At 69.7% G+C, this 22758-nt stretch carries 23 protein-coding genes and 1 pseudogene; 17 read left to right on the top strand and 7 right to left on the bottom strand.

Annotation, left to right across the window (positions count from 1 at the left end; translation table 11 throughout):
• Nucleotides 1-2: 2 nt before the first annotated feature.
• The 3 genes from ABH925_RS03135 to ABH925_RS03125 form a co-directional block, all read right to left on the bottom strand.
• Nucleotides 3-932, bottom strand: coding sequence for a ricin-type beta-trefoil lectin domain protein (locus ABH925_RS03135; RefSeq protein WP_370145173.1), 930 nt, complete (start codon nt 930-932; stop codon nt 3-5).
• Between the two features lie 105 nt (nt 933-1037).
• Nucleotides 1038-1997, bottom strand: a complete 960-nt coding sequence (locus ABH925_RS03130; protein ID WP_370145172.1) for a TauD/TfdA dioxygenase family protein — start codon at nt 1995-1997, stop codon at nt 1038-1040.
• 418 nt (nt 1998-2415) lie between these two features.
• Complete coding sequence (locus tag ABH925_RS03125) at nt 2416-2619, bottom strand: cold-shock protein (RefSeq protein WP_370145171.1); 204 nt, start codon at nt 2617-2619, stop codon at nt 2416-2418.
• A gap of 439 nt (nt 2620-3058) precedes the next feature.
• On the opposite strand from ABH925_RS03125, the gene ABH925_RS03120 reads away from it, so the two are divergent.
• Nucleotides 3059-3262 carry a cold-shock protein gene (locus ABH925_RS03120; RefSeq protein ID WP_370080745.1) on the top strand — a complete coding sequence of 68 codons (204 nt, stop codon included), beginning with the start codon at nt 3059-3061 and terminating at the stop codon, nt 3260-3262.
• 77 nt (nt 3263-3339) lie between these two features.
• Here the strand turns inward: ABH925_RS03120 and ABH925_RS03115 are convergent, their stop codons facing one another.
• Together ABH925_RS03115 and ABH925_RS03110 are read right to left on the bottom strand one after the other, a co-directional pair.
• Nucleotides 3340-3681, bottom strand: a complete 342-nt coding sequence (locus tag ABH925_RS03115; protein ID WP_370145170.1) for an STAS domain-containing protein — start codon at nt 3679-3681, stop codon at nt 3340-3342.
• An 85-nt stretch (nt 3682-3766) separates the two neighbouring features.
• On the bottom strand, nt 3767-4321 hold the full coding sequence (locus ABH925_RS03110; protein ID WP_370145169.1) for a MarR family winged helix-turn-helix transcriptional regulator: 555 nt from the start codon (nt 4319-4321) through the stop codon (nt 3767-3769).
• 101 nt (nt 4322-4422) lie between these two features.
• Here ABH925_RS03110 and ABH925_RS03105 point away from each other — a divergent pair, with 101 nt between their 5' ends.
• Complete coding sequence (locus tag ABH925_RS03105) at nt 4423-5073, top strand: FMN-dependent NADH-azoreductase (protein ID WP_370145168.1); 651 nt, start codon at nt 4423-4425, stop codon at nt 5071-5073.
• Between the two features lie 114 nt (nt 5074-5187).
• On the opposite strand, the gene ABH925_RS03100 is transcribed toward ABH925_RS03105, so the two are convergent.
• Together ABH925_RS03100 and ABH925_RS03095 are read right to left on the bottom strand one after the other, a co-directional pair.
• Complete coding sequence (locus ABH925_RS03100) at nt 5188-5508, bottom strand: STAS domain-containing protein (protein ID WP_370145167.1); 321 nt, start codon at nt 5506-5508, stop codon at nt 5188-5190.
• A 109-nt stretch (nt 5509-5617) separates the two neighbouring features.
• Nucleotides 5618-6268 (bottom strand): MBL fold metallo-hydrolase, encoded by a 651-nt coding sequence (locus ABH925_RS03095; RefSeq protein WP_370145166.1) that lies wholly within the window; start codon nt 6266-6268, stop codon nt 5618-5620.
• 382 nt (nt 6269-6650) lie between these two features.
• Between ABH925_RS03095 and uvrA the strand changes: the two genes are divergently transcribed.
• The 15 genes and pseudogenes from uvrA to ABH925_RS03020 all read left to right on the top strand — a co-directional run bounded on the left by uvrA (nt 6651) and on the right by ABH925_RS03020 (nt 22748).
• On the top strand, nt 6651-9653 hold the full coding sequence (gene uvrA / locus ABH925_RS03090) for an excinuclease ABC subunit UvrA (protein WP_370145165.1): 3003 nt from the start codon (nt 6651-6653) through the stop codon (nt 9651-9653).
• Between the two features lie 138 nt (nt 9654-9791).
• Nucleotides 9792-10268, top strand: a complete 477-nt coding sequence (locus tag ABH925_RS03085) for a Rieske (2Fe-2S) protein (RefSeq protein WP_370145164.1) — start codon at nt 9792-9794, stop codon at nt 10266-10268.
• A 12-nt stretch (nt 10269-10280) separates the two neighbouring features.
• Entirely contained in the window at nt 10281-10535 is a 255-nt protein-coding gene (locus ABH925_RS03080; RefSeq protein WP_370145163.1) for a hypothetical protein, read from the top strand.
• A gap of 386 nt (nt 10536-10921) precedes the next feature.
• Nucleotides 10922-11281 (top strand): peptidoglycan-binding protein, encoded by a 360-nt coding sequence (locus ABH925_RS03075; RefSeq protein ID WP_370145162.1) that lies wholly within the window; start codon nt 10922-10924, stop codon nt 11279-11281.
• A 344-nt stretch (nt 11282-11625) separates the two neighbouring features.
• Nucleotides 11626-12132: an RICIN domain-containing protein gene (locus tag ABH925_RS03070; RefSeq protein ID WP_370145161.1), complete on the top strand. Its 507-nt coding sequence runs from the start codon at nt 11626-11628 to the stop codon at nt 12130-12132.
• Between the two features lie 230 nt (nt 12133-12362).
• A complete protein-coding gene (locus ABH925_RS03065) occupies nt 12363-13049 on the top strand; it encodes a helix-turn-helix domain-containing protein (protein WP_370145160.1) in 687 nt (228 codons plus the stop codon).
• A 243-nt stretch (nt 13050-13292) separates the two neighbouring features.
• Nucleotides 13293-15353, top strand: a complete 2061-nt coding sequence (gene uvrC, locus ABH925_RS03060; protein WP_370145159.1) for an excinuclease ABC subunit UvrC — start codon at nt 13293-13295, stop codon at nt 15351-15353.
• A gap of 2 nt (nt 15354-15355) precedes the next feature.
• Nucleotides 15356-16231 carry an RNase adapter RapZ gene (gene rapZ / locus ABH925_RS03055; protein WP_370145410.1) on the top strand — a complete coding sequence of 292 codons (876 nt, stop codon included), beginning with the start codon at nt 15356-15358 and terminating at the stop codon, nt 16229-16231.
• Nucleotides 16232-16241: 10 nt separating this feature from the next.
• A complete protein-coding gene (yvcK, locus tag ABH925_RS03050) occupies nt 16242-17327 on the top strand; it encodes a uridine diphosphate-N-acetylglucosamine-binding protein YvcK (RefSeq protein ID WP_370145409.1) in 1086 nt (361 codons plus the stop codon).
• Nucleotides 17318-18280: pseudogene (gene whiA, locus ABH925_RS03045) on the top strand (DNA-binding protein WhiA); the annotation flags it as partial. The gene yvcK and the pseudogene whiA, both read left to right, overlap by 10 nt.
• A 409-nt stretch (nt 18281-18689) precedes the next feature.
• A complete protein-coding gene (gene gap, locus ABH925_RS03040; RefSeq protein ID WP_370145158.1) occupies nt 18690-19694 on the top strand; it encodes a type I glyceraldehyde-3-phosphate dehydrogenase in 1005 nt (334 codons plus the stop codon).
• Between the two features lie 117 nt (nt 19695-19811).
• Nucleotides 19812-21017 (top strand): phosphoglycerate kinase, encoded by a 1206-nt coding sequence (pgk, locus tag ABH925_RS03035; RefSeq protein WP_370145157.1) that lies wholly within the window; start codon nt 19812-19814, stop codon nt 21015-21017.
• A 4-nt stretch (nt 21018-21021) separates the two neighbouring features.
• Nucleotides 21022-21810, top strand: coding sequence for a triose-phosphate isomerase (gene tpiA, locus ABH925_RS03030; RefSeq protein WP_370145155.1), 789 nt, complete (start codon nt 21022-21024; stop codon nt 21808-21810).
• A gap of 138 nt (nt 21811-21948) precedes the next feature.
• A complete protein-coding gene (secG, locus tag ABH925_RS03025) occupies nt 21949-22191 on the top strand; it encodes a preprotein translocase subunit SecG (RefSeq protein WP_370145154.1) in 243 nt (80 codons plus the stop codon).
• 221 nt (nt 22192-22412) lie between these two features.
• Nucleotides 22413-22748 carry an RNA polymerase-binding protein RbpA gene (locus tag ABH925_RS03020; protein ID WP_123501027.1) on the top strand — a complete coding sequence of 112 codons (336 nt, stop codon included), beginning with the start codon at nt 22413-22415 and terminating at the stop codon, nt 22746-22748.
• Nucleotides 22749-22758: the final 10 nt, after the last annotated feature.

Here is a 22758-nt window from a genome sequence, read left to right as displayed (position 1 = left end):
GATCAGCCGCCGGCCGGGAAGGTCCACTGGCTGGCCCGGCCCGAGCAGCTCCCTGCCACCAGGCCCGATCCGGAGGTCCGGAAGCACTTCTTCCCGGTCTGGATGTCGGAGATGGTGCCGTTCGGGTTCGTCGACCACTGCTGCGCCGCTCCGCCGGTGCAGGTCTTCAGCAGCAGGCTGCTCCCGGACACGGCCGCGCAGAGCTTCCCCTTCTGCAGGAAGGTGCCGTCGAAGCTGAACTGCTCCCCGGCCGAACCGTCGCAGGCGGCCATGCCGAGTTTCACGCCGTTGCTGCTGCTGTCGGCCGGGTCGTTGACACAGGTGCCGGTGCCGGCGTTCTTGTACTGGCCCACGGTGATGGTGGGGGTGGCGCCGCCGTAGCACCCGCCGGTCTTGGTGTTGAAGATCGGCGTCGCGTCGTAGGGCTCGTTCTTCGGGGGGTCGATCACCACGGGTTCGAGGGACGGGCTGTTGTCGGCGTTGTAGTTGGTCAGGGCGTTCTCGCACTCGATCGCCTTGATCGGGTTGCCGCCCTGGCCGCCCAGCCAGAGGTCGAAGTGCCAGAGGCCGGGGCCGCCGTTGGGGCCGTGGCCGTTCCAGTCGGCACTGCACTCCTCGCAGCTGTCCTCCATGAGGAAGTACTTCTTCACCCGCTCCACCCAGATCCTGGTGCCGGGCTTGATCTCCGAGCTGTCGCTGGCGAAGGTGATCGGGTCGGCGTAGGTACCGGTGCCGCCCGCCGTGCTGTGGATCTGCGGGTAGGAGATCGCGCCTCCGGGCGGGGTGTTGTCCCACCAGCCGTAGAACGTCAGAAACGACTGCTGGGTGGTCGACGCCCCCGCCGTCGCGCCGCCCGCGAACAGGGCGGCGACGGCGAGCAGCAGGGCGGTACACAGGGTGGCCAGGCTGGTGCCCAGCGCTCGTCTGCTCACGATGCCTCTTCCTCGACTGGGAACTGACAGGTGTTCACCACAGTGAGTGCAGCATCGTTCCTGTGTCGGAACCGCGTCAAGATTCTGGTTAGTAAAGTTTTCTAACTAGAATCCGCTGAGCGCCCGGGCCTCCGCTTCGAGCTCGGCGGCCGGGACGATACCGGGCACGCGCGGCGGGTCGGCCGGGGCCAGCAGCCGGCTCGGGGTGCCGTCGACGCCCACCGGGACGACGCCGTCCAGGGTGATCCGGCGGACCACCCGGGGTGCGTCGCCGAAGTCGTTCACCGCGTAGTGCTGGGTGCTCCGGTTGTCCCAGATGGCCACGTCGCCGACCTCCCACTGCCAGCGCACCACGTTCTCCGGTCGCTCGACGAAGCGCTGGAACAGCGCGATCAGCTCCCGGCTGTCGTCCGAGGACAGCCCCACCAGGCTCTGCGTGAACGCGCCGAGCAGCAGCGACTTCTCGCCGGTCTCCGGGTGCACCCGGACCACCGGGTGCTCGGTCTTGAACGACGTGGACACGAACACCTGCCGGAACAGCTCGGCCACCTCCTGGTTCTCGGCCAGGTCGGCGCGCAGGCCGAGCCGGGCGGCGTAGTCGAAGTCGTTGGTGTGCACGGCGCGCAGGTTCTCGGCGAGGAGCTTCAGCGGCTGCGGCAGCGAGCGGTATGCGGCGGCGGTGTTGGCCCACAGGGTGTGCCCGCCCTGGGGCGGCAGCTCGACCGCACGCAGGATGGACGCCTTGGGGTAGGCGGGGACGAAGGTGACGTCGGTGTGCCAGTTGTTGGCCCGGACGCCCTTGGTGGCGTCCAGCTCGAACACGTAGCGCCCGTCGGCGGCCGGGACGATCGGGTGGGCGACGGGGTCGCCGAGGAGGCGGGCGAAGGCTTCGTGGGTGGCGTCGTCGAGGTGGTGCTGGCCCCGGAAGAACAGCACTTTGTGCTGTCGCAGGGCGGACTGGATCAGGTCGACGGTCTCGGCGGTCAGCTCACCGCTGAGCGTGACGCCGTGGACGACGGCTCCGATGCGTCCGGTGACGCGGGTGAGCTCGAGGTCGGCGGTCATGGCGGAGGTCCCTTCGGCTGCGGTGCGCGATTCGGTGGGGTTGCCAACCATCTTGCGCCCGAACTGTTGCACCGTCATGGCCTGTGCATGAATCCGTTCCGGGGAGAGGGATTGCCCGGGATCGCGACACCGGGTGGGCCGGAGGAGAGAAAGGCCGATTGGTTGCTTTGCGGCTTATCGCATAACTTCATATCGGGCAGGAGGTACGAAGTCAGGCGAAAGGGGCAGAGCGATGGCAGTGCTGGAGATGGTGGGATTCGCGCTGGCCGTGATGGCGTTGTGCGCGGGACTACTGCTGTTCCTGATCGGCGGCGTGAACTACCGCAAGCGCTGAGGCACGCAAGCGGCTGAGGAGCCGGAGACGCAAGGCGGCCCCGCACCGGATCCGGTGCGGGGCCGCCTCGACGCGCGGTGATCGTCAGATCACACGGATGTTCTCGGCCTGCGGGCCCTTCTGGCCCTGCGTGACGTCGAACTCGACCTTCTGGCCCTCAAGGAGCTCACGGAAGCCGTTGGCGTTGATGTTCGAGTAGTGAGCGAAGACGTCGGCGCCGCCGCCGTCCTGCTCGATGAAGCCGAAGCCCTTCTCGGCGTTGAACCACTTCACGGTGCCGCTGGCCATATGGGTCTCCTTCTGTTCAGGGGCTGGTTCCAGGATCCGCACGGTACGGACCCCGTGTCGCCGGAATGATCACCCTGGTCACGAAGAGACCTGCGAAAGCACGAACGCCCGTGATCGCGATCACGGGCGGCCAAAACTTAGGGAACCACGCACTGCAACTGATCTAGAGAATACAGGGCACGTCCCCGGTGCAGTCAACAGATCCGAGGTCTCTGTGACCGGGCGCGACACGCCCCGTGATCTCGCCGTGTGGTTGTTTCCCTGTCCGTCGTGTACGGTTTTGACCTGTAGTAGTCGTGGTTCTCGACGTTCGTACGCCCGTGATCCCGATCGCGGGCTTTTTTGCTGTCTGCGATCTCCTCTGGGTGGGCGTGCGGCATCGGAGATTCGGACACCGCACGGTGCGGGTCCTACACGACTGCAGAGGAGAACGAGAGACATGGCCACCGGAACCGTCAAGTGGTTCAACGCCGAAAAGGGCTTCGGCTTCATCGAGCAGGACGGCGGCGGCGCCGACGTCTTCGCCCACTACTCGAACATCAACGCCAGCGGCTTCCGCGAGCTCCTTGAGGGCCAGAAGGTCGAGTTCGACGTCACGCAGGGCCAGAAGGGCCCGCAGGCCGAGAACATCCGCCCGCTGTAAGGCCGCAGGCCTCAGCGTGTGACGCGTGAACGCCCCCGTACCGGGTCCTACCGGTACGGGGGCGTTGTGCTGTCCGGCTATCCGTTTCCGTGCGGTGGATGGAGCAGCCGGCCCAGGCCGGCCGCGTCCAGTACCTTCTGCAGCGGGGCGCGGATCTGGATCAGGTAGAACACCACGCCCCGATCCGTCGCCCGTCGCTGGGCGGCCAGCAGGGCGCTCAGCCCGCCCGCGTCGCAGAAGCCCAGCAGTGCCACGTCCACCTCGATCCGGCGGATTCCGCGGTCGGCCAGCAGGGGTGCCAGGGCGTGTGCCAGCAGTGGACCGGTGTCGAGGTCCAGTTCCCCGGAGAGCAGCAGCTGCGCGGTTGGGCGCCCGTCCCAGTGCAGGGCCAGGACGACCAGCTGGGAGTCAGCGGTCACGGTGGCCCCCACTGCCAACTAGACGAAATCCCAATGTAGTTGGGCATGGCCGAGCTGGATACGGCCGGAGCGGAATATGCCGCTGTCAGGTCTGGATCGGCTTCGTCGGCCCGGTCGGCCCGGTCGGCCCGGTCGGTCCGCCGATGACCTGTGCGGCGACCTCGCAGGCGCTCGCCGCGCTGCCGCCGGTGAGCAGGTAGTGCGCGGCCAGTGCGCGCAGCATCGACCGCAGCTGCGCCTGCTCGGCGGGCTCCAGCGGGGCCAGTACCGTCGCTTCCGCCGCCTCGATCGCCCGCTCGCACGAGGCCAGCCGCTCCTGTCCGGCCGCGGTCGCCCGGATCAGCCGGCTGCGCCGGTCCGCGGGGTCGGGGATGCGTTCGACCAGACCCGCCTTCGCCAGGTCGTCCACCAGGTAGACCATCACGGTCCGGTCGACGCCCAGCTGGCGGGCCAGCTCGGTCTGGTTCCGCGCGCTGCAGTGGGCCGCGCCCGACAGCGCCTCGAAGCCGCGGTGGAAGTGCGGGATGTCGGCGACGGCCTGCGCCATCGCCTCCCCGTAGGCGCGGAAGCACTGGGCCAGCAGCCACCCCAGGCTGTTCTCCAGGCCCGGCGGCAGGGGCGGGGGCGGGTTCGTGGTCACGGAGCAAGCCTAACCGAGGGATGGGTTGACAGATAGTCTGTCGCACAGACAGTCTGTTGGTCATACGAGTGGCACGACAACCTTCTGAATCGAGGCCCGCCATGGCGCACCTTCTGCATGTCGACTCTTCCGCCCTGACCGCCGGATCCGTCTCCAAGGAGGTCTCCGCGACCTTCCGCAAGGCCTGGCAGGAGGTGCACCCCGAGGGCACCGTCACCTACCGCGACCTGGGCCTGGAGCCTGTTCCGGTGCTGCTGGAGGCCGGGATCACCGCGCCCTTCACGCCGGAGGAGTCCCGGACGCCGGAGCAGGCGGAGGCTTTCGCGCTGCGCAGCGAGCTGGCCGGGGAACTGCTTGAGGCCGACGCGTACCTGTTCAGCGTGCCGATGTACAACTGGGCCGTGCCCGCGAGCTTCAAGGCGTGGCTGGACCAGGCCCTGATCGCCGGGCGCGTCCTGGACTTCCAGAACCCGCCGCTGGCCGGCCGTCCGGCCACGGTGGTGCTGAGCTACGGCGGCGGCTACGACGAGGGCACCCCGCGCGAGGGCTGGGACGCCGTCCAGCCGTACCTGGAGATCGTCCTGGGCAAGGCGCTGGGCCTGGACGTCACCTTCATCAAGGCGCAGCTCACCCTCGCCGAGCGGAACCCGGCGATGGCCGAGCTGATCCCGGCGTCGAAGGAGCAGCGCGAGGCCGCGCACGCCACGGCGGACAGCCACGCGCGCACCCTCGCCGCCGCGTTCGCGGGCTGACCCCGGGGCGTGGGGCTGCGCCGTCCCCCCGGCGTCCGATCGCCCGGCGTTCTGTCGGGCACTGTCCTGCCCGGTGCCGTCCTGTCGGGCGCTGACCTGCCCGGTGCCGTCCGGTCAGGTGCTGAGGAGGCGGCGCAGGCCTGCCGCGGTGAGCACCTTGCCCAGGAGTGAGCCGACCTGGGTGAGGTGCAGCGGCACCCCGAGGCCGGCGGCCTGCCGGTAGGCCTCGACCAGCGCGCCGAGCCCGCTGGAGTCGCAGAAGCTCACCAGGGCCACGTCGATCTCGATCCGGCGGACCGCCGGGTCGCTGAGGATCCGGGTGACGGCGGGGCGCAGCACGGCGCTCGCGTCCAGATCCAGATCGCCGGAGAGCAGCAGCTGGGCCATGCTGCCGCCCTCCGGCACGAGTACCACGACGGTCACGCTCTCGCCCATCGGCAACCGGTCCCCCTGAAGTCTCAACGGCGCGGGCCATCAAGGTAGTTGGACGAGTGCCGACTGCACACGGATTCTTCGCGATTCGCAGCGGATCGTGGCTCGGCCGTTACCAGCCGCGGGCCCGCCACTGGGCCAGCTGCGGTCGCTCGGCGCCGAGCGTGGTGTCGTTCCCGTGGCCCGGGTAGATCCAGGTCTCGTCCGGCAGCACGCCGAAGACCTTCGCCTCCAGGCCGTCCATCAGCGAGGCGAAGTCCTCGGGGCTGGTGGTCCGGCCGGGGCCGCCGGGGAACAGGCAGTCACCGGTGAACAGGTGCGGATGGCCTTGGGGGTCGTCGTAGAGCAGCACGATCGCGCCGGGGGTGTGCCCGACCAGGTGATGGACGGTCAGCTCGACCTGTCCCACCCGCACGGTGTCGCCCTCGTCCAGCGGCAGGTCCGTGGCGACGTCGATGCCGGGGGAGTCCAGGCGGCCGGCGGCGGTGCGGGCCCCGGTCGCCGCGACGACCGCCGCGAGCGCGCCCCAGTGGTCGAAGTGCCGGTGCGTGGTCACCACCGTGTCGAGGTCGCTGCCGACCGTCTCCAGCAGCACGGGTGCGTCGGCGGCGGCGTCGATCAGCAGCTGCCGGCCGGTGGCCTGGCAGCGCAGCAGGTAGGCGTTGTTGTCCATGGGTCCGACGGCGACCTTGGTGATCACCAGGTGCGGAAGCTCCCGCACCGCGGGGGTCCCGCCGACCTTCACTGCTCCGTGATACGACATGGCCTCAGCCTAGACCGTGCCCACCGCCCCGGTCCGGCCGAGGGCGGACTGCGCAAGGCCCTGCGGGAGCGGGAGTTCGGGGCTCGGGGCGCGACAGGCGGACCGTCGGAGCGTGTCCGGCGCGGCGCGGCGTCGTTGCACTCACAGGGGTGTACGGCATGCTGGTTCGGGTTCACCCGTACGGGTGAGGCATCTCGATTGCCTATAAAATCGAACACGTGCTCCCATGGTGGGTGCAAGGCAGGGAGACCGCGGGCCGAGCGCCTACGATGGGGGCCTTACGGTCCCCGAGCATCCCTGTGCCGTCCCCGTACGTCGGGCGGCCCGGATCGCCCCATCCAGGACCGCCCGACTTCCCCTCTTTCCCGGAAGGCGCAGAAGCGTGGCAGACCGCCTCATCGTTCGCGGTGCTCGCGAGCACAACCTCAAGAACGTCTCGCTCGACCTGCCCCGCGACGCCCTCATCGTCTTCACCGGCCTCTCCGGGTCCGGTAAGTCCTCGCTCGCCTTCGACACGATCTTCGCCGAGGGCCAGCGCCGCTACGTCGAGTCGCTCTCCTCCTACGCCCGGCAGTTCCTCGGGCAGATGGACAAGCCCGACGTCGACTTCATCGAGGGCCTGTCGCCGGCCGTCTCCATCGACCAGAAGTCCACCTCGCGCAACCCGCGCTCGACCGTCGGCACCATCACCGAGGTCTATGACTACCTCCGGCTGCTGTTCGCCCGGATCGGCCACCCGCACTGCCCGGTGTGCGGGCGCCCGATCGCCCGGCAGTCGCCGCAGCAGATCGTCGACAAGGTGCTGGAACTGCCCGAGGGCACCCGCTTCCAGCTGCTCAGCCCGCTGGTCCGGGCGCGCAAGGGCGAGTTCGTCGACCTCTTCGCCGACCTGCAGACCAAGGGGTACTCCCGGGCCCGGGTCGACGGCGTGACCGTCCAGCTCAGCGAGCCGCCGACGCTGAAGAAGCAGGAGAAGCACACCATCGAGGTGGTCGTCGACCGCCTCACCGCGAAGAAGAGCGCGCAGCGCCGGCTGACCGACTCGGTCGAGACCGCGCTGACGCTCTCCGGCGGCACGGTGGTGCTGGACTTCGTGGATCTGCCCGAGGACGACCCCGAGCGTGAGCGGATGTACTCCGAGCACCTCTACTGCACCTACGACGACATCTCCTACGAGGAGTTGGAGCCGCGCTCGTTCTCCTTCAACTCCCCGTTCGGCGCCTGCCCCGAGTGCACCGGCATCGGCACCAGGATGGAGGTCGACCCCGAGCTCATCGTCCCCGACGAGGAGAAGACGCTGGAGGAGGGCGCGATCCACGCCTGGTCGCTGGGCCACACCAAGGAGTACCACCAGCGGCTGATCGCCGCGCTCGGCAAGGAGCTCGGTTTCCGGCTGGACATCCCCTGGGCGGGGCTGCCGCAGCGGGCCAGGAAGGCCCTGCTGTACGGGCACAACTCCCAGGTGGAGGTGAAGTTCCGGAACCGCTTCGGCCGCGAGCGCTCCTATGTGACGGGCTTCGAGGGCGCGGTGCCCTTCGTCAGGCGGCGGCACTCCGAGTCCGAGACGGACAGCAGCCGGGAGCGCTTCGAGGGCTACATGCGCGAGGTCGACTGCCCGGCCTGCCACGGCACCCGGCTCAAGCCGGTGGTGCTGGCGGTCACCATGGCGGGCAGGTCGATCGCCGACGTCGCGGCGATGTCGATCAGCGACTGCGCGGAGTTCCTCGGCGCGATGGAGCTGTCCGACCGCGAGAAGACCATCGCCGAGCGGGTGCTCAAGGAGGTCAACGAGCGGCTCCGGTTCCTGGTCGACGTCGGCCTGGACTACCTGTCGCTGAACCGGGCGGCGGGCACCCTCTCCGGCGGCGAGGCGCAGCGGATCCGGCTGGCCACCCAGATCGGCTCCGGCCTGGTCGGCGTGCTGTACGTACTGGACGAGCCCTCGATCGGGCTGCACCAGCGCGACAACCACCGGCTGATCGAGACCCTGGTCCGGCTGCGGGATCTGGGCAACACCCTGATCGTGGTCGAGCACGACGAGGACACCATCCGCACCGCCGACTGGGTCGTGGACATCGGCCCCGGCGCCGGTGAGCACGGCGGCCATGTGGTCCACTCCGGCTCCCGCGAGGGCCTGCTGGCCAACAAGGAGTCGCTGACCGGGGCGTACCTCTCCGGCCGCCGCAGCATCCCCACGCCGGAGCTGCGCCGCCCGATCGACCCGGCCCGGCACATCACCGTGCACGGCGCGCGCGAGCACAACCTCAAGGACGTGGACGTCAGCTTCCCGCTGGGGACCCTGACGGCGATCACCGGCGTCTCCGGCTCCGGCAAGTCGACGCTGGTCAACGACATCCTCTACACCCACCTCGCGCGTGAGCTGAACGGCGCCCGCAGCGTCCCCGGCCGGCACACCCGGGTCACCGGCACCGAGCTCGTCGACAAGGTCGTGCACGTCGACCAGTCCCCGATCGGCCGGACCCCGCGCTCCAACCCGGCGACCTACACCGGTGTCTTCGACCATGTGCGCCGGCTCTTCGCGGAGACCACCGAGGCGAAGGTGCGCGGCTACCTGCCCGGCCGGTTCTCCTTCAACGTCAAGGGCGGCCGCTGCGAGAACTGCGCCGGCGACGGCACCATCAAGATCGAGATGAACTTCCTGCCGGACGTCTACGTCCCCTGCGAGGTGTGCCACGGGGACCGCTACAACCGGGAGACCCTGGACGTCCACTTCAAGGGCAAGTCCATCGCCGAGGTGCTGGACATGCCGATCGAGGAGGCCCTGGGCTTCTTCGAGGCGGTCCCGCCGATCGCCCGCCATCTGCGCACGCTGACCGACGTCGGCCTCGGCTACGTCCGGCTGGGCCAGTCCGCGCCGACGCTGTCCGGCGGTGAGGCACAGCGGGTCAAGCTCGCCTCCGAGCTGCAGAAGCGCTCCACCGGCCGCACGGTCTACGTCCTGGACGAGCCGACCACCGGGCTGCACTTCGAGGACATCAGCAAGCTGATCACGGTGCTGACCGGACTGGTCGACAAGGGCAACACCGTGATCGTGATCGAGCACAACCTCGACGTGATCAAGACCGCGGACTGGGTCGTCGACATGGGCCCCGAGGGCGGCGGCGGTGGCGGTCAGGTCGTCGCCGAGGGCACCCCGGAGCAGATCGCGGCCGTGGGGGAGAGCCACACCGGCAAGTTCCTCCGCGACATCCTCGGCGACCGGGTCTTCGACGACCCCTCGGCCGGGAAGCCCAAGCGGAAGCCGGCGGCGAAGGCGGCGGTCACCAAGGCGGCGGTCAGCAAGGCCGCGGCCGTCAAGGCTCCGGTGAAGAAGGCGGCGGCGAAGAAGGCTCCGACGAAGAAGGCGGCCGCGAAGAAGGTCTGAGGGGACGTGTGAGGGGGGACAGCCTGTGAGGCGGCACAGGATGACGGCCTAGGGTGGCCCCAGGGCGCAACCTGGTCCCCTCTCCGGGCGTTGTGTCCGGTGTCCCCCTGTCCCCGGCCTGATGGAGCAGTCACCCCCATGTCGCAGCCCGCCACCTCCCCGAGTCCTGACACCGCAGCGGCCGCCGACTGCGCGGGCTGCTCCGCACCGTCCCGGCGCGGCGTGCTGCGCGGGGCGGCCGCCGTGGGGGTGGTCGGTGCGGCCGGGGTCGCCCTGGCCGCCTGCTCCACATCGAGTGCCTCGGACAGCTCCGCCGCCTCGGGGCCGGTCACGCTCGGGCCGGTCAGCGCCGTCCCGGTGGGTGGCGGGACGGTCTACCGCTCGCAGCAGATCGTGGTCACCCAGCCCACGGCCGGTACGTACAAGGCCTTCAGCGCCGTCTGCACCCACGCCGGCTGCATCGTCGACGGGGTGTCCAGCGGCACCATCCAGTGCCCCTGCCACGGCAGCGCCTTCCACATCACCGACGGCTCGGTCGCCAACGGCCCGGCCCAGACCCCGCTGCCCGCCTACCCCGTCACGGTTCAGGGCGGGAAGCTGGTCGTCACGACCTGAGCGTTCTTAGTGATGTCGCTGTCGGTGCCCAGGATGTTCGACACCGGGCCGTGGGGCCCGGTCTTCGGGGCGGCGTACCTGGTGGTGGTGCTGGTGCACACGGTGGGTTTCCTGGGCACCTCGGGCCGCCAGGGCATCACCCGGATCGGGCCGCTCAACCTGTGCGGCGCGCTGGTGGTGCTCGCGGCCGGAGCCGAGCCCGGGACGCTGCGGATGTGGCTCCTGGCCGAGTCGCGCACCCCGGCGGGCGTCGCGACGGCGGGCTGACACCGCAGCAGGCTGAGCCGGGCGCCGGCCCGCTGCCGGTACTCGCACAGGCTTGCGATGAAGCCGTGCTCGCCACACGGATGCGTACCAGCGCGGCGAGTGGTCGACTCTGACCCGGTGAACCTGTGCGGTCGGAGCGCGAGGCGTCCCTGGTCGCCGTCCCACCGTCCCGGGAACCAGGGCGGGATGGATCACCCATGGTGGGACGCGGACAGCGCTACCTAGCCTGATCATCCCGACCAGCTACCGAACACCGGCTGCTCCGGTCGGAGCGGTGGGTCAGGTCATCTTCCACGACTGCGCCTGACCGCCCCACTCGCGCACGCCGACCCGCCCGAGTCGGCAACGATTCGCACCACATCCGGTCTTCCTGTAAGGAATCCCTCATGCGCAAGCAACTCGCCGTCGCCGCCGCCGGCATCGTCATCGCCGCGGGCCTCGGTCTCGGCACTGCCTCCACCGCTTCCGCCATGACCAACAGTTCGGACTGCGGCTACTACAGCACCAGCGAGCCTCAACTGAGCATCAACGACTCCGGCGCCTCTGTGAAGGCGCTCCAGTGCGAACTGAACACTTCCATGGCCAACACCAGTCTCTCGGTGGACGGCGTCTTCGGCAGCAACACCTACAACGCCGTCATCAAGTTCCAGGGCTGCGCTCATCTGGCGAAGGACGGCATCGTCGGACCGAAGACCTGGCAGCAGCTGGACTGGTGGAGCGTCTACGGCGGCGGCCCCATCTGTTGATCCACTCTCCGGGTCCGCTGCCTCAGCCGCCGGATTCGGATGGCGCGGTCTCGGTGATCAGCCCGAGTCCGACCGGGCGCTTGGGCTTGGAGCGCATGCCCTCGACGTGCTTGGGCGCGAAGCCCAGGTCGAGGGCCTGACACGGCTCGCGCGCACGCCGTGGTGTCCCGTCAGTATCCGTCCCAAAGTGCAGGTCAGAGGCTTGGGATGATACGGGGACGCTGCGAGAAGCGATCTTGGTTGACTGTGCGTGAGACGACAGGAAGCATCTCCACCGACCGGAGGAGCCCCCGAGTTCACGTGGCGGCCTCGTCATTCTCCCTACCCACGACGGGAAGTTACCCATGCGTAAGCGCCTTGCGGCCCTGGCCGCCGCTGCTGCTCCGCTCGTTGCCCTCGCCCTCGGTGTCGCCCCCGCGCACGCCAACGGGTACGTCAATGCGGTCTTTGAGGGGAGTTCCTACTGCCTGGACATTCCCAGCAACAACGCCGTTGTGGGTCAGCAACTCCAAGCCTGGCAGTGCAACAACAGCGACGCGCAGGCGTGGAGCTACATCTCCACGGACGCCACTCACTTCGAGCTCCAGTCGAAGACGAACCCCAGCCTGTGCGCCAACGACTGGCAGGGTGGTGACGTGTCCGGCAACGACATCAAGCTCTACAACTGCAACGGTGATGCTGACGGCACGTGGAACTGGGTTGGCAGCCTGAAGTGGCTGGAGCCGATCCAGCCGCGGTCGGCGGTCAACACCTGCCTGAACATCTGGGGCGGCCTGGCCAATGGCAACCCGGCGAAGCTGTACCAGTGCGCGGGCGTCAACAACGAAGACCTGGTCTTCACCAATGCCTGACATCATCGGCTGAGCGGCGTCAGTCGTTCCCATCTTGACCCGCGCGATGCCCCGCAGGCCGCAGCCTGCGGGGCATCGCGCGTGTGAACGGGCGCCGGGCTGGTACGGCACAGCGAGAGGCGCTGGCGTCTCATGGAGATGGCGGGCAGTTCTCAACTTCTACGCGACCGCGCGTCTCAAAGTGCTGGTCAGAGGCGTGGGACAGGGGGGACCGTCTCACGATCCGCGCCATGGTGCGGAAGGACCGGTGTGCCAGGCCACAGTTGCCTGAGACGGCAGCGACGCCTGCCGAGCCGCAGTCCAAGGGGGATGTACCACCAATGGAGTCTGATTGCCTTTCGGACCGAACAGGCCAGGCAGCCGCAGCCTGGCTGGCACGAGAGCTGCAAGTCCTGAAGTCCGCATCCGGGTTGAGTTTCGCTCAGATCAGCAAGCGCACCCACTACGCGAAATCTTCATGGGAACGGTGGGTCAACGGAAAGATGCTGCCACCACGCAGTGCGGTCGAGACATTTGCGAGCGTGACCGAGGGCAACGGCGAAGTCCTCCTGGAGCTGTGGGACCTGGCTACCCAGCAGCACCAGGCTGTGACCGAGGCACCGGAATCGGTTCGCGAACCGGTGGCCGAGGCCTCGATCGCCCCGCCGGTAATGGGTGCCGTGGGGGTCTGGCGGTCTCTGATGCAACCGGTCCTCGACCTGGTGAGCGACATGACCGATGCCCTCAGCACGGGTGTCGGGGAGGGTACCTGTTTGGTAGTTGAGTTCCGCCGCGCCCAGCCCGACGTGTTCGGTTGGCGAGGAAGCCTCTCGCTCTCCAGGGTCACGCCTGAAAGCCGGCGAGGTTCGGCAGTGGAGCACAAGGCGTGCGAGTCCCGTGTCGATGCGGCAGCGGCTGTCGCCCCGGTGCCCTGCTGACGCGTGGACGGGGCCCCACGCCAGCGAGGCAGCCGGAAGGGTGCTGGGGCCCGACGCATCGATATCAACAGCGACGTTCCGAAAACGTCCCACAGGATGGATCGCCTCGGACAAGTCGACGCTGTGCCGCTCCGGAGCGCTACTGTCGTCAGTGTCTCGGCTGATCCGTTTGCAGGGGAGAAATGGCATGTCACGACCTCGTAGGTGCTGGCCGGCGGCCGCCTGCACGGTTGGGGGCGACTGATGGCCGACCCGTCCACCTACCGACCCGCGCCCGGGCAGATCCCGACCTCCCCCGGCGTCTACAAGTTCCGTGACGCCAACTCCCGGGTGATCTACGTTGGTAAGGCGAAGAGCCTGCGCCCGCGGCTGTCGTCGTACTTCCAGGATCTGGCGAACCTGCACCCGCGGACCCGGCAGATGGTGACCACCGCCGCGTCCGTGGAGTGGACCGTGGTCGGCACCGAGGTCGAGGCGCTGCAGCTGGAGTACAGCTGGATCAAGGAGTTCGACCCGCGCTTCAACGTCAAGTACCGCGACGACAAGAGCTACCCCTCGCTCGCGGTGACGCTGAACGAGGAGTTCCCCCGGGTCCAGGTGATGCGCGGGCCGAAGAAGCGCGGGGTGCGCTACTTCGGCCCGTACGGGCACGCCTGGGCGATCCGCGAGACGGTCGACCTGATGCTGCACGCCTTCCCGGTCCGCACCTGCTCGGCCGGGGTGTTCAAGCGCGCCGAACAGGTGGGCCGGCCCTGCCTGCTCGGGTACATCGACAAGTGCTCGGCGCCCTGTGTCGGCCGGATCTCGGCCGAGGACCACCGCGAACTCGCGGAGGAGTTCTGCGACTTCATGGCCGGCCGGACCGGCGCCCACCTGCGCCGGCTGGAGCAGGAGATGAAGCAGGCGGCGGCCGCGATGGAGTACGAGCGGGCCGGACGGCTGCGCGACGACATCGAGGCGCTGAAGCGCGCCATGGAGAAGAACGCGATCGTCCTCGGCGACGCCACCGACGCCGACCTGCTCGCCGTGGCCGAGGACGAACTGGAGGCCGCGGTCCAGATATTCCACGTCCGCGGCGGCCGGGTGCGCGGTCAGCGCGGCTGGGTCACCGACAAGGTCGAGGCCGTCGACACCGCCGGTCTGGTCGAGCACGCCCTGCTGCAGCTGTACGGGGAGGAGACCGGTGAGGCGGTGCCGCGCGAGGTGCTGGTGCCGGCCCTGCCGGACCCGGTGCAGCCGCTCGCCCAGTGGCTCAGCGACCGCCGGGGGAGCAGCGTCGACCTGCGGGTGCCGCAGCGCGGCGACAAGCGCGAGCTGATGGTCACCGTGGAGCGCAACGCCGCCCAGGCGCTGGCCCTGCACAAGACCAGGCGCGCCTCCGACCTCACCACCCGCAGCGTCGCGCTGCAGGAGATCGCCGACGCCCTCGGGCTGGACACCGCCCCGCTGCGGATCGAGTGCTACGACATCTCGCACCTGCAGGGCGAGGACGTGGTCGCGTCCATGGTGGTCTTCGAGGACGGCCTGGCCCGCAAGAGCGAGTACCGGCGCTTCGCGATCAAGAGCTTCGAGGGGCAGGACGACGTCCGCTCCATGCACGAGGTGATCACCCGGCGGTTCCGGCACACCGAGGCGAAGCCCGACCGGGACGAGGAGACCGGCAGGCCGCGCCGCTTCGCCTACCCGCCGCAGCTGATCGTGGTCGACGGCGGCGAGCCGCAGGTCGCGGCCGCGCAGCGGGCGCTGCAGGAACTGGGCGTCACCGACGTGGCGCTGTGCGGGCTGGCCAAGCGGCTGGAGGAGGTCTGGCTCCCGGAGGAGGACGACCCGGTGATCCTGCCGCGCAGCTCCGAGGGCCTCTACCTGCTGCAGCGGGTCCGCGACGAGGCGCACCGCTTCGCCATCGCCTACCAGCGCCAGAAGCGCTCCAAGCGGCTCACCACCGGTGGCCTCGACGCCGTCCCGGGCCTGGGGGAGACCCGCAGGCAGGCGCTGCTGAAGCACTTCGGCTCCCTGAAGCGGCTGCGTACCGCCACCGTGACAGAGATCTGCGAGGTCCCCGGCGTGGGGCTGCGCACCGCGGAGGCCGTTGTGGCAGCGTTGGCCACCCGTACACCTTCCGCTCCTGTCGTCAACACCTCCACCGGGGAGATCCTTGACGAGAGCGACACGGCGGATGGCGTCACCAGGGCTGACCTGGCCACTCGACAGGGTGAGGGTCAGCCTGACGGGAAGCCGACAGCGGTCGGGGACGTTGTTCCCAGTACCGGCAGCGGCACCAACGAGCATGGGGAGAACACGTGAGTATGTCCGGCGGTGAGATCGTCCCCGAGCTGGTGATCATCTCCGGGATGTCCGGGGCTGGTCGCAGCACGGCGGCGAAGTGCCTGGAGGACCTCGGCTGGTTCGTCGTCGACAACCTGCCGCCGTCGTTGATACCGACCATGGTCGACCTCGGTGCGCGGTCCCAGGGCGCGGTGGCCCGGATAGGGGCCGTGGTGGACGTGCGCGGGCGCAGCTTCTTCGACGACCTGCTGGCCTCGCTGGAGGACCTGGAGAAGCGCGGGGTCCGGCTCCGGGTGGTCTTCCTGGAGGCCTCGGACGACGCGCTGGTACGGCGGTTCGAGAGCGTGCGCCGACCGCACCCGCTGCAGGGCGACGGCCGGATCGTCGACGGCATCGAGCAGGAGCGCACCCTGCTGCGGGACCTGCGCGGTGAGGCCGACCTGGTGATCGACACCTCCGGCCTCAACGTCCACGAGCTGCGCGCCAAGATGGACGCCCAGTTCTCCGACGACCAGGAGCCGCAGCTCAGGGCCACGGTGATGTCCTTCGGCTTCAAGTACGGCCTGCCGGTGGACGCCGACCTGGTGGTGGACTGCCGCTTCCTGCCCAACCCGCACTGGGTCCCCGAACTGCGTTCCCGCACCGGCACCGACGAGGACGTGGCCGGCTACGTCTTCGACCAGCCGGGAGCCAAGGAGTTCCTGGACCAGTACGGCGATCTGCTGCGCATTGTGACCGACGGCTACCGCCGGGAGGGCAAGCGGTATATGACAGTTGCCGTAGGCTGCACCGGTGGGAAGCACCGCAGCGTGGCCATGTCCGAGCGGCTGGCGAAGCGTCTGATCGCCGACGGTCTGGAGACGGTGCTGGTGCACCGGGACATGGGGCGCGAGTAGTCGGCGACGCCTGACCGGGCAGACAGGCAGGCAGCACCGGCAGGACAGCACGCCGGCAGGGCAGCGCACAGCAGGACAGCGAGGGGCATGGGTGGCGTCACACATCGTTGCCGGACGGCAGGTCCGCCGCCGGGGGGCCCCGAAGATCACCGCGCTGGGCGGCGGGCAGGGGCTCGCCGCCTCGCTGCGGGCGCTGCGCAGACTCACCGGTGATCTGACCGCCGTGGTCACCGTCGCCGACGACGGCGGCTCCAGCGGGCGGCTCCGGGCCGAGCTGGGCGTGCTCCCGCCGGGCGACCTGCGCAAGGCGCTGGCCGCGTTGTGCGGGGACGACGACTGGGGCCGGACCTGGTCCGAGGTGATCCAGCACCGGTTCCAGAGCGACGGCGACCTGCACGGCCACGCGGTCGGCAACCTGCTGATCGTGGCCCTGTGGGAGAAGCTCGGCGACCCGGTGGAGGCGCTGGCCTACGTCGGCACCCTGCTGGGCGCGCAGGGCCGGGTGCTGCCGATGTCCTCGGTCCCGCTGGACATCGAGGCCAGCGTGCGCGGCGTGGACCCGGCCGAGCCGGAGCGGCTGGACACCGTGCGCGGCCAGGCGAAGGTCGCGGTCACCCCGGGCGAGGTCGAGTCGGTGCGGCTGCTGCCGCAGGACCCGCCGGCCGTGCCCGAGGCGGTGGCGGCCGTCCGCGACGCCGACTGGGTGGTGCTCGGTCCCGGCTCCTGGTTCACCAGCGTGCTGCCGCACCTGCTGGTGCCGGACCTGCGCGACGCCCTGGTGGGCACCCGGGCCCGGAAGGTGCTGGCGCTCAACCTGGTGGCCCAGCCCGGTGAGACCGAGGGCTTCTCGCCGCAGCGTCACCTGGAGGTGCTGGAGGCGCACGCCCCCGAGCTGACCGTGGACGTGGTGCTCGCGAACCGGGCGACGGTCGCCGACCCGGAGGCGCTGCGCAGTGCCGCGAAACGGCTCGGTGCCGAACTGGCACTCGACAACGTCGCGGCCCCGGACGGGAGTCCACGACACGACCCGGAGCTTCTGGCCGCAGCGTACGACCGGATCTTCCGAACACATGGAAGGATCGCGCCATGGCGATGACGGCAGCGGTGAAGGACGAAATCAGCCGGCTCCCCGTCACCCGGGCATGCTGCCGCAAGGCGGAGGTCTCGGCGATCCTGCGGTTCGCGGGCGGTCTGCACATTGTGAGCGGACGCATCGTGATCGAGGCGGAGCTGGACACCGGCGTTGCGGCACGGCGACTGCGCAAGGACCTGCTGGAGATCTTCGGACACTCCTCGGATCTGGTGGTGATGGCCCCCGGCGGTCTGCGACGCGGCAGCCGGTACGTGGTGCGGGTGGTGAAGGACGGCGATCTGCTGGCCCGGCAGACCGGGCTGGTGGACGGGCGCGGACGCCCGATCCGGGGGCTTCCCCCGGCGGTGGTCTCCGGGGCGACCTGTGACGCGGAGGCGGCCTGGCGCGGCGCCTTCCTGGCGCACGGCTCGCTCACCGAGCCCGGCAGGTCCTCCTCCCTGGAGATCACCTGCCCCGGCTCGGAGGCGGCGCTGGCCCTGGTCGGCGCGGCCCGGCGGCTGGGCATCTCGGCGAAGGCCCGCGAGGTGCGCGGCGTGGACCGGGTGGTGATCAGGGACGGTGACGCGATCGGCGCCCTGCTGACCCGTCTCGGCGCGCACGAGTCGGTGCTGGCCTGGGAGGAGCGGCGGATGCGCCGCGAGGTCCGGGCGACGGCCAACCGGCTGGCGAACTTCGACGACGCCAACCTGCGCCGCTCGGCGCGGGCCGCCGTCGCGGCCGGTGCCCGGGTGCAGCGTGCCCTGGAGATCCTCGGCGAGGAGGTCCCGGAGCATCTGGCCGCGGCCGGACGGCTGCGGATGGAGCACAAGCAGGCCTCGCTGGAGGAGCTGGGCTCGCTCGCGGACCCGCCGCTGACCAAGGACGCGGTGGCCGGCCGGATCCGGCGGCTGCTGGCGATGGCGGACAAGCGCGCCTCCGAGCTGGGCCTGCCCAGCACCGAGCACAACCTGTCCGAGCCGGACTCGTACGGCCACGGCTCGATGTCGCACGGCTCGATGTCCCACAGTGCGGGCTCCTACGCCTCGCTGTCCCACGGCCAGGGCGGGTACGGCCCGGGGTCCTACGGCTCCGCGCAGCACGGCGGGCAGCCCTACGGGGGCGAGTCCTACGACGGCGAGGCGTACGCGACCGAGTCCTTCGCGGCGCAGCCGTACCCCGCCGAGCCCTACGGGACGGAGCAGCTGGCCGCCCGCTGAGCGGCGGTGCCCCGCCCCGGGACGCGCTGTCCCGGGGCGGTGCCGCAGTTGTGCGGCCGGTCGGATGTGCTCTCCGCCACCCCCGCGGGGTAGGGTTTTAAGCGGTCGGGGACATCCCATTCCAGCTCGTCGACGCAGCGCGTCGGCGTATCAGCGAGGAGATCGGTTCGTGACGATCCGGGTAGGCATCAATGGGTTCGGCCGCATTGGTCGCAACTTCTTCCGTGCGGTTCAGGCCCAGGGCGCGGACATCGAAATCGTCGGTGTCAACGACCTGACCGACACCAAGACCCTGGCACACCTGCTCAAGTACGACTCGACCATGGGCACCCTCCAGGCCGAGGTCACCCACACGGACGACACCATCACCGTCGACGGCAAGACCTTCAAGGTCTCCGCCGAGCGGGATCCCGCCGCCCTCGGCTGGGCCGCCCTGGGCGCCGACATCGTGATCGAGTCCACCGGCTTCTTCACCAAGGCCGAGGCCGCGAAGAAGCACATCACGGCCGGCGCCAAGAAGGTCCTGATCTCGGCCCCCGCCTCCGACGAGGACATCACCATCGTCATGGGCGTGAACGACGACAAGCTGGACGTCGCCAAGCACGACATCATCTCCAACGCCTCCTGCACCACCAACTGCGTGGCGCCGATGGCGAAGGTCATGCACGAGGCCTTCGGCATCGTCAAGGGCATGATGACGACGGTTCACGCGTACACCAACGACCAGGTCACCCTGGACTTCCCGCACAAGGACCTGCGCCGCGCCCGCGCCGCCGCCCTGAGCATCATCCCGACCTCCACCGGCGCCGCCAAGGCCACCGCGCTGGTGCTGCCGGAGCTCAAGGGCAAGCTGGACGGCACCTCGCTGCGCGTCCCCGTCCCCACCGGCTCGATCACCGACCTGGTGGTCGACCTGGAGCGCGACGTCACCAAGGACGAGGTCAACGCGGCCTTCCTGAAGGCCTCGCAGGGCTCGCTCAAGGGCTACCTGTACTACAACGAGGACGAGATCGTCTCCCGCGACATCGTCAACTCGCCGTACTCCTGCATCTTCGACGCGCCCATGACGATGGTCCAGGGCAACCAGGTCAAGATCTTCGGCTGGTACGACAACGAGTGGGGCTACTCGAACCGTCTCGTCAACCTGACCACCCTCGTCGGTGGCCAGCTCTGACCTGCACGGCAGCACGCGCTATCTGAGCAGGGTCCGGACTGGAACAGGTCCGGACCCTGTCCGTGTCGCGCCGGTTCCCCCTTCCCTGGCCCCCACCACCCCCGGAGAGTCCTGACCGTGCAGACCATCGACGACCTCGACGTCGCCGGCAAGCGGGTTTTCGTCCGCGCCGACCTCAACGTGCCGCTGTCCGGCACCGACATCACCGACGACGGCCGGATCCGCGCCGTCGCCCCGACCATCGCCAAGCTCGTCGCCGCGGGCGCCAAGGTGATCGTCGCCTCCCACCTGGGCCGTCCCAAGGGCGCGCCCGACCCCCAGTTCAGCCTCGCCCCGGTGGCCGTACGCCTCGGCACGATCCTGGGCCAGGACGTCGTGTTCGCCACCGACACCGTCGGCGACAGCGCCGCCCAGGCCGTGGCCGGCCTCCAGGACGGCGGCGTGGTGCTGCTGGAGAACCTGCGCTTCAACGCGGGCGAGACCAGCAAGGACGACGCCGAGCGCGGCGCCTTCGCGGACCGGCTCGCCGCTCTCGCCGACCTCTACGTCGGCGACGGCTTCGGCGCGGTGCACCGCACGCACGCCTCGGTCTACGACCTGCCGGCCCGGCTCCCGCACGCGGTGGGCCTGCTGATCGCGACCGAGGTGGCCGTGCTCAAGCGCCTCACCGAGCAGGTCGACCGCCCGTACGTGGTGGTGCTCGGCGGGGCCAAGGTCTCCGACAAGCTCGGTGTGATCGACAACCTGCTGGGCAAGGCCGACCGGATCCTCATCGGCGGCGGCATGGCCTACACCTTCCTCGCGGCCAAGGGCCACGAGGTCGGCAAGAGCATCCTGCAGGCCGACCAGATCCCGACCGTGCTGGAGTACCTGGACCGCGCCGAGAAGAACGGCGTGGAGTTCGTGCTCCCGGTCGACGTGGCCGTCTCGGCCGACTTCCCGGACACCAGGACGCACGCCCCGGTCGCGGACTTCGAGATCGTCGCCAGCGACGCGATCCCCGCCGGCAAGGAGGGTCTGGACCTCGGTCCGGAGACCCGGAAGCTGTTCGCGGCCAAGCTGGCGGACGCCAGGACCGTGTTCTGGAACGGCCCGATGGGCGTGTTCGAGCACCCGACCTTCGCCGAGGGCACCAAGGCCGTCGCCCAGGCGCTGGCCGACGGCGACTCCTTCTCGGTGGTCGGCGGCGGCGACTCGGCCGCGGCCGTCCGCATCCTGGGCTTCGACGAGAAGAAGTTCGGGCACATCTCGACGGGTGGCGGCGCCAGCCTCGAATACCTGGAGGGCAAGACCCTCCCCGGCCTCGCCGCACTGGAGAACTGACACCATGACCCACTCCCGTACCCCGCTGATGGCGGGCAACTGGAAGATGAACCTCAACCACCTTGAGGCCATCGCGCACACGCAGAAGCTGGCGTTCGCGCTGACCGACAAGGACTACGCCTCGGTCGAGGTCGCCGTCCTGCCGCCGTTCACGGACCTGCGTTCGGTGCAGACCCTGATCGACGGCGACAAGCTGAAGATCAAGTACGGCGCCCAGGACATCTCCGCCCACGACTCGGGCGCGTACACCGGCGAGATCTCCGGCCCGATGCTGTCCAAGCTGAAGTGCACCTACGTGGCCGTCGGCCACTCGGAGCGGCGCCAGTACCACGGCGAGAACGAGGCCGTCGTCAACGGCAAGGTGCAGGCCGCCTTCCGGCACGGGATCGTCCCGATCCTCTGCGTGGGCGAGGGTCTGGACATCCGCAAGGCCGGCAACCAGGTCGCCTACACGCTGGCCCAGGTCGACGGCGCCCTGGAGGGCGTGCCGGCGGCCGACGCCGAGCGCATCGTCATCGCCTACGAGCCGGTGTGGGCCATCGGCACCGGCGAGGTGGCCACCCCCGAGGACGCCCAGGAGGTCTGCGGGGCGATCCGGGTGCGGCTCGCCGAGCTCTACAGCCAGGAGCTGGCGGACAAGGTCCGGGTCCTCTACGGCGGTTCGGTGAAGGCCTCGAACGCGGCCGGGATCATGGCCAAGCCGGACGTGGACGGCGCCCTGATCGGCGGCGCGGCCCTGGACCCGGAGGAGTTCGTGAAGATCGTCCGTTACCGGGACCAGGCAGTAGGCTGACGGCAGTCTAGAGTGTGTGGGTCGGGACGGCGGTTGAGGACCGCCGACCCGGCCCTGCCGCACTACCGCACTGCTTCACAATCGGTAAGCATTAGCCCCGCACGCCACAGACCCCGTTCACGAGAGATTGGTCCCGCCGTGATCCTCGGCTTCTCGATCGCGCTGATCTTCTTCAGCCTGATGATGGTTGCCCTCGTCCTGCTGCACAAGGGCAAGGGTGGCGGCCTGTCCGACATGTTCGGTGGCGGTATGTCCTCCACAGGCGGTGGCTCCGCGGTGGCAGAGCGCAACCTCGACCGCATCACCATTTTCATGGGTATCGGCTGGTTCGCCTGCATCATCATCCTGTCGCTGCTACTCAAGGCCAAGACCGGTTCCTGAGCGCGGTCCCCGCTCGAAAGCTGACGGACCGTCGCCCCGCCGCCTATCATGGTGACCAGGTTGTCACCGGTGGCGGTGTCGGGCGGCACTTATGCGGTCCGTACACTGGGACGACTCCGTCGGAGAAGGGGGGCGACGGGACACTGTGGGGGCCGGGCCTCGGGGGCACGGTTTCTTCCCAGGTGACTATCGCATCGCACCAGCACGCAGGGAGTCAGACCGTGGCAAGTGGCAACGCCATTCGTGGCAGCAGGGTCGGGGCAGGTCCCATGGGGGAGGCCGAGCGCGGCGAGTCCGCTCCTCGGCTCCGGATCTCCTTCTGGTGTGCCAACGGACACGAGACCCGTCCGTCCTTCGCGTCCGACGCGCAGATCCCGGAGACCTGGGACTGCCCGCGCTGTGGCTTCCCGGCCGGACAGGACGAGGAGAACCCGCCGGCCCCGCCGCGTACCGAGCCGTACAAGACCCACCTGGCGTACGTCCGCGAGCGGCGCAGCGACGCCGACGGTGAGGCGATCCTCGCCGAGGCGCTGGCCAAGCTGCGCGGCGAGATCTGACCAGCAGCAG

This window comes from Streptacidiphilus sp. EB129 (assembly GCF_041262645.1).
In the GTDB taxonomy this organism is placed as follows: Bacteria; Actinomycetota; Actinomycetes; order Streptomycetales; family Streptomycetaceae; genus Streptacidiphilus.
The sequence above is the reverse complement of the archived record's forward strand: the minus strand, read 5'-3'. Positions and strand labels throughout refer to the sequence as shown.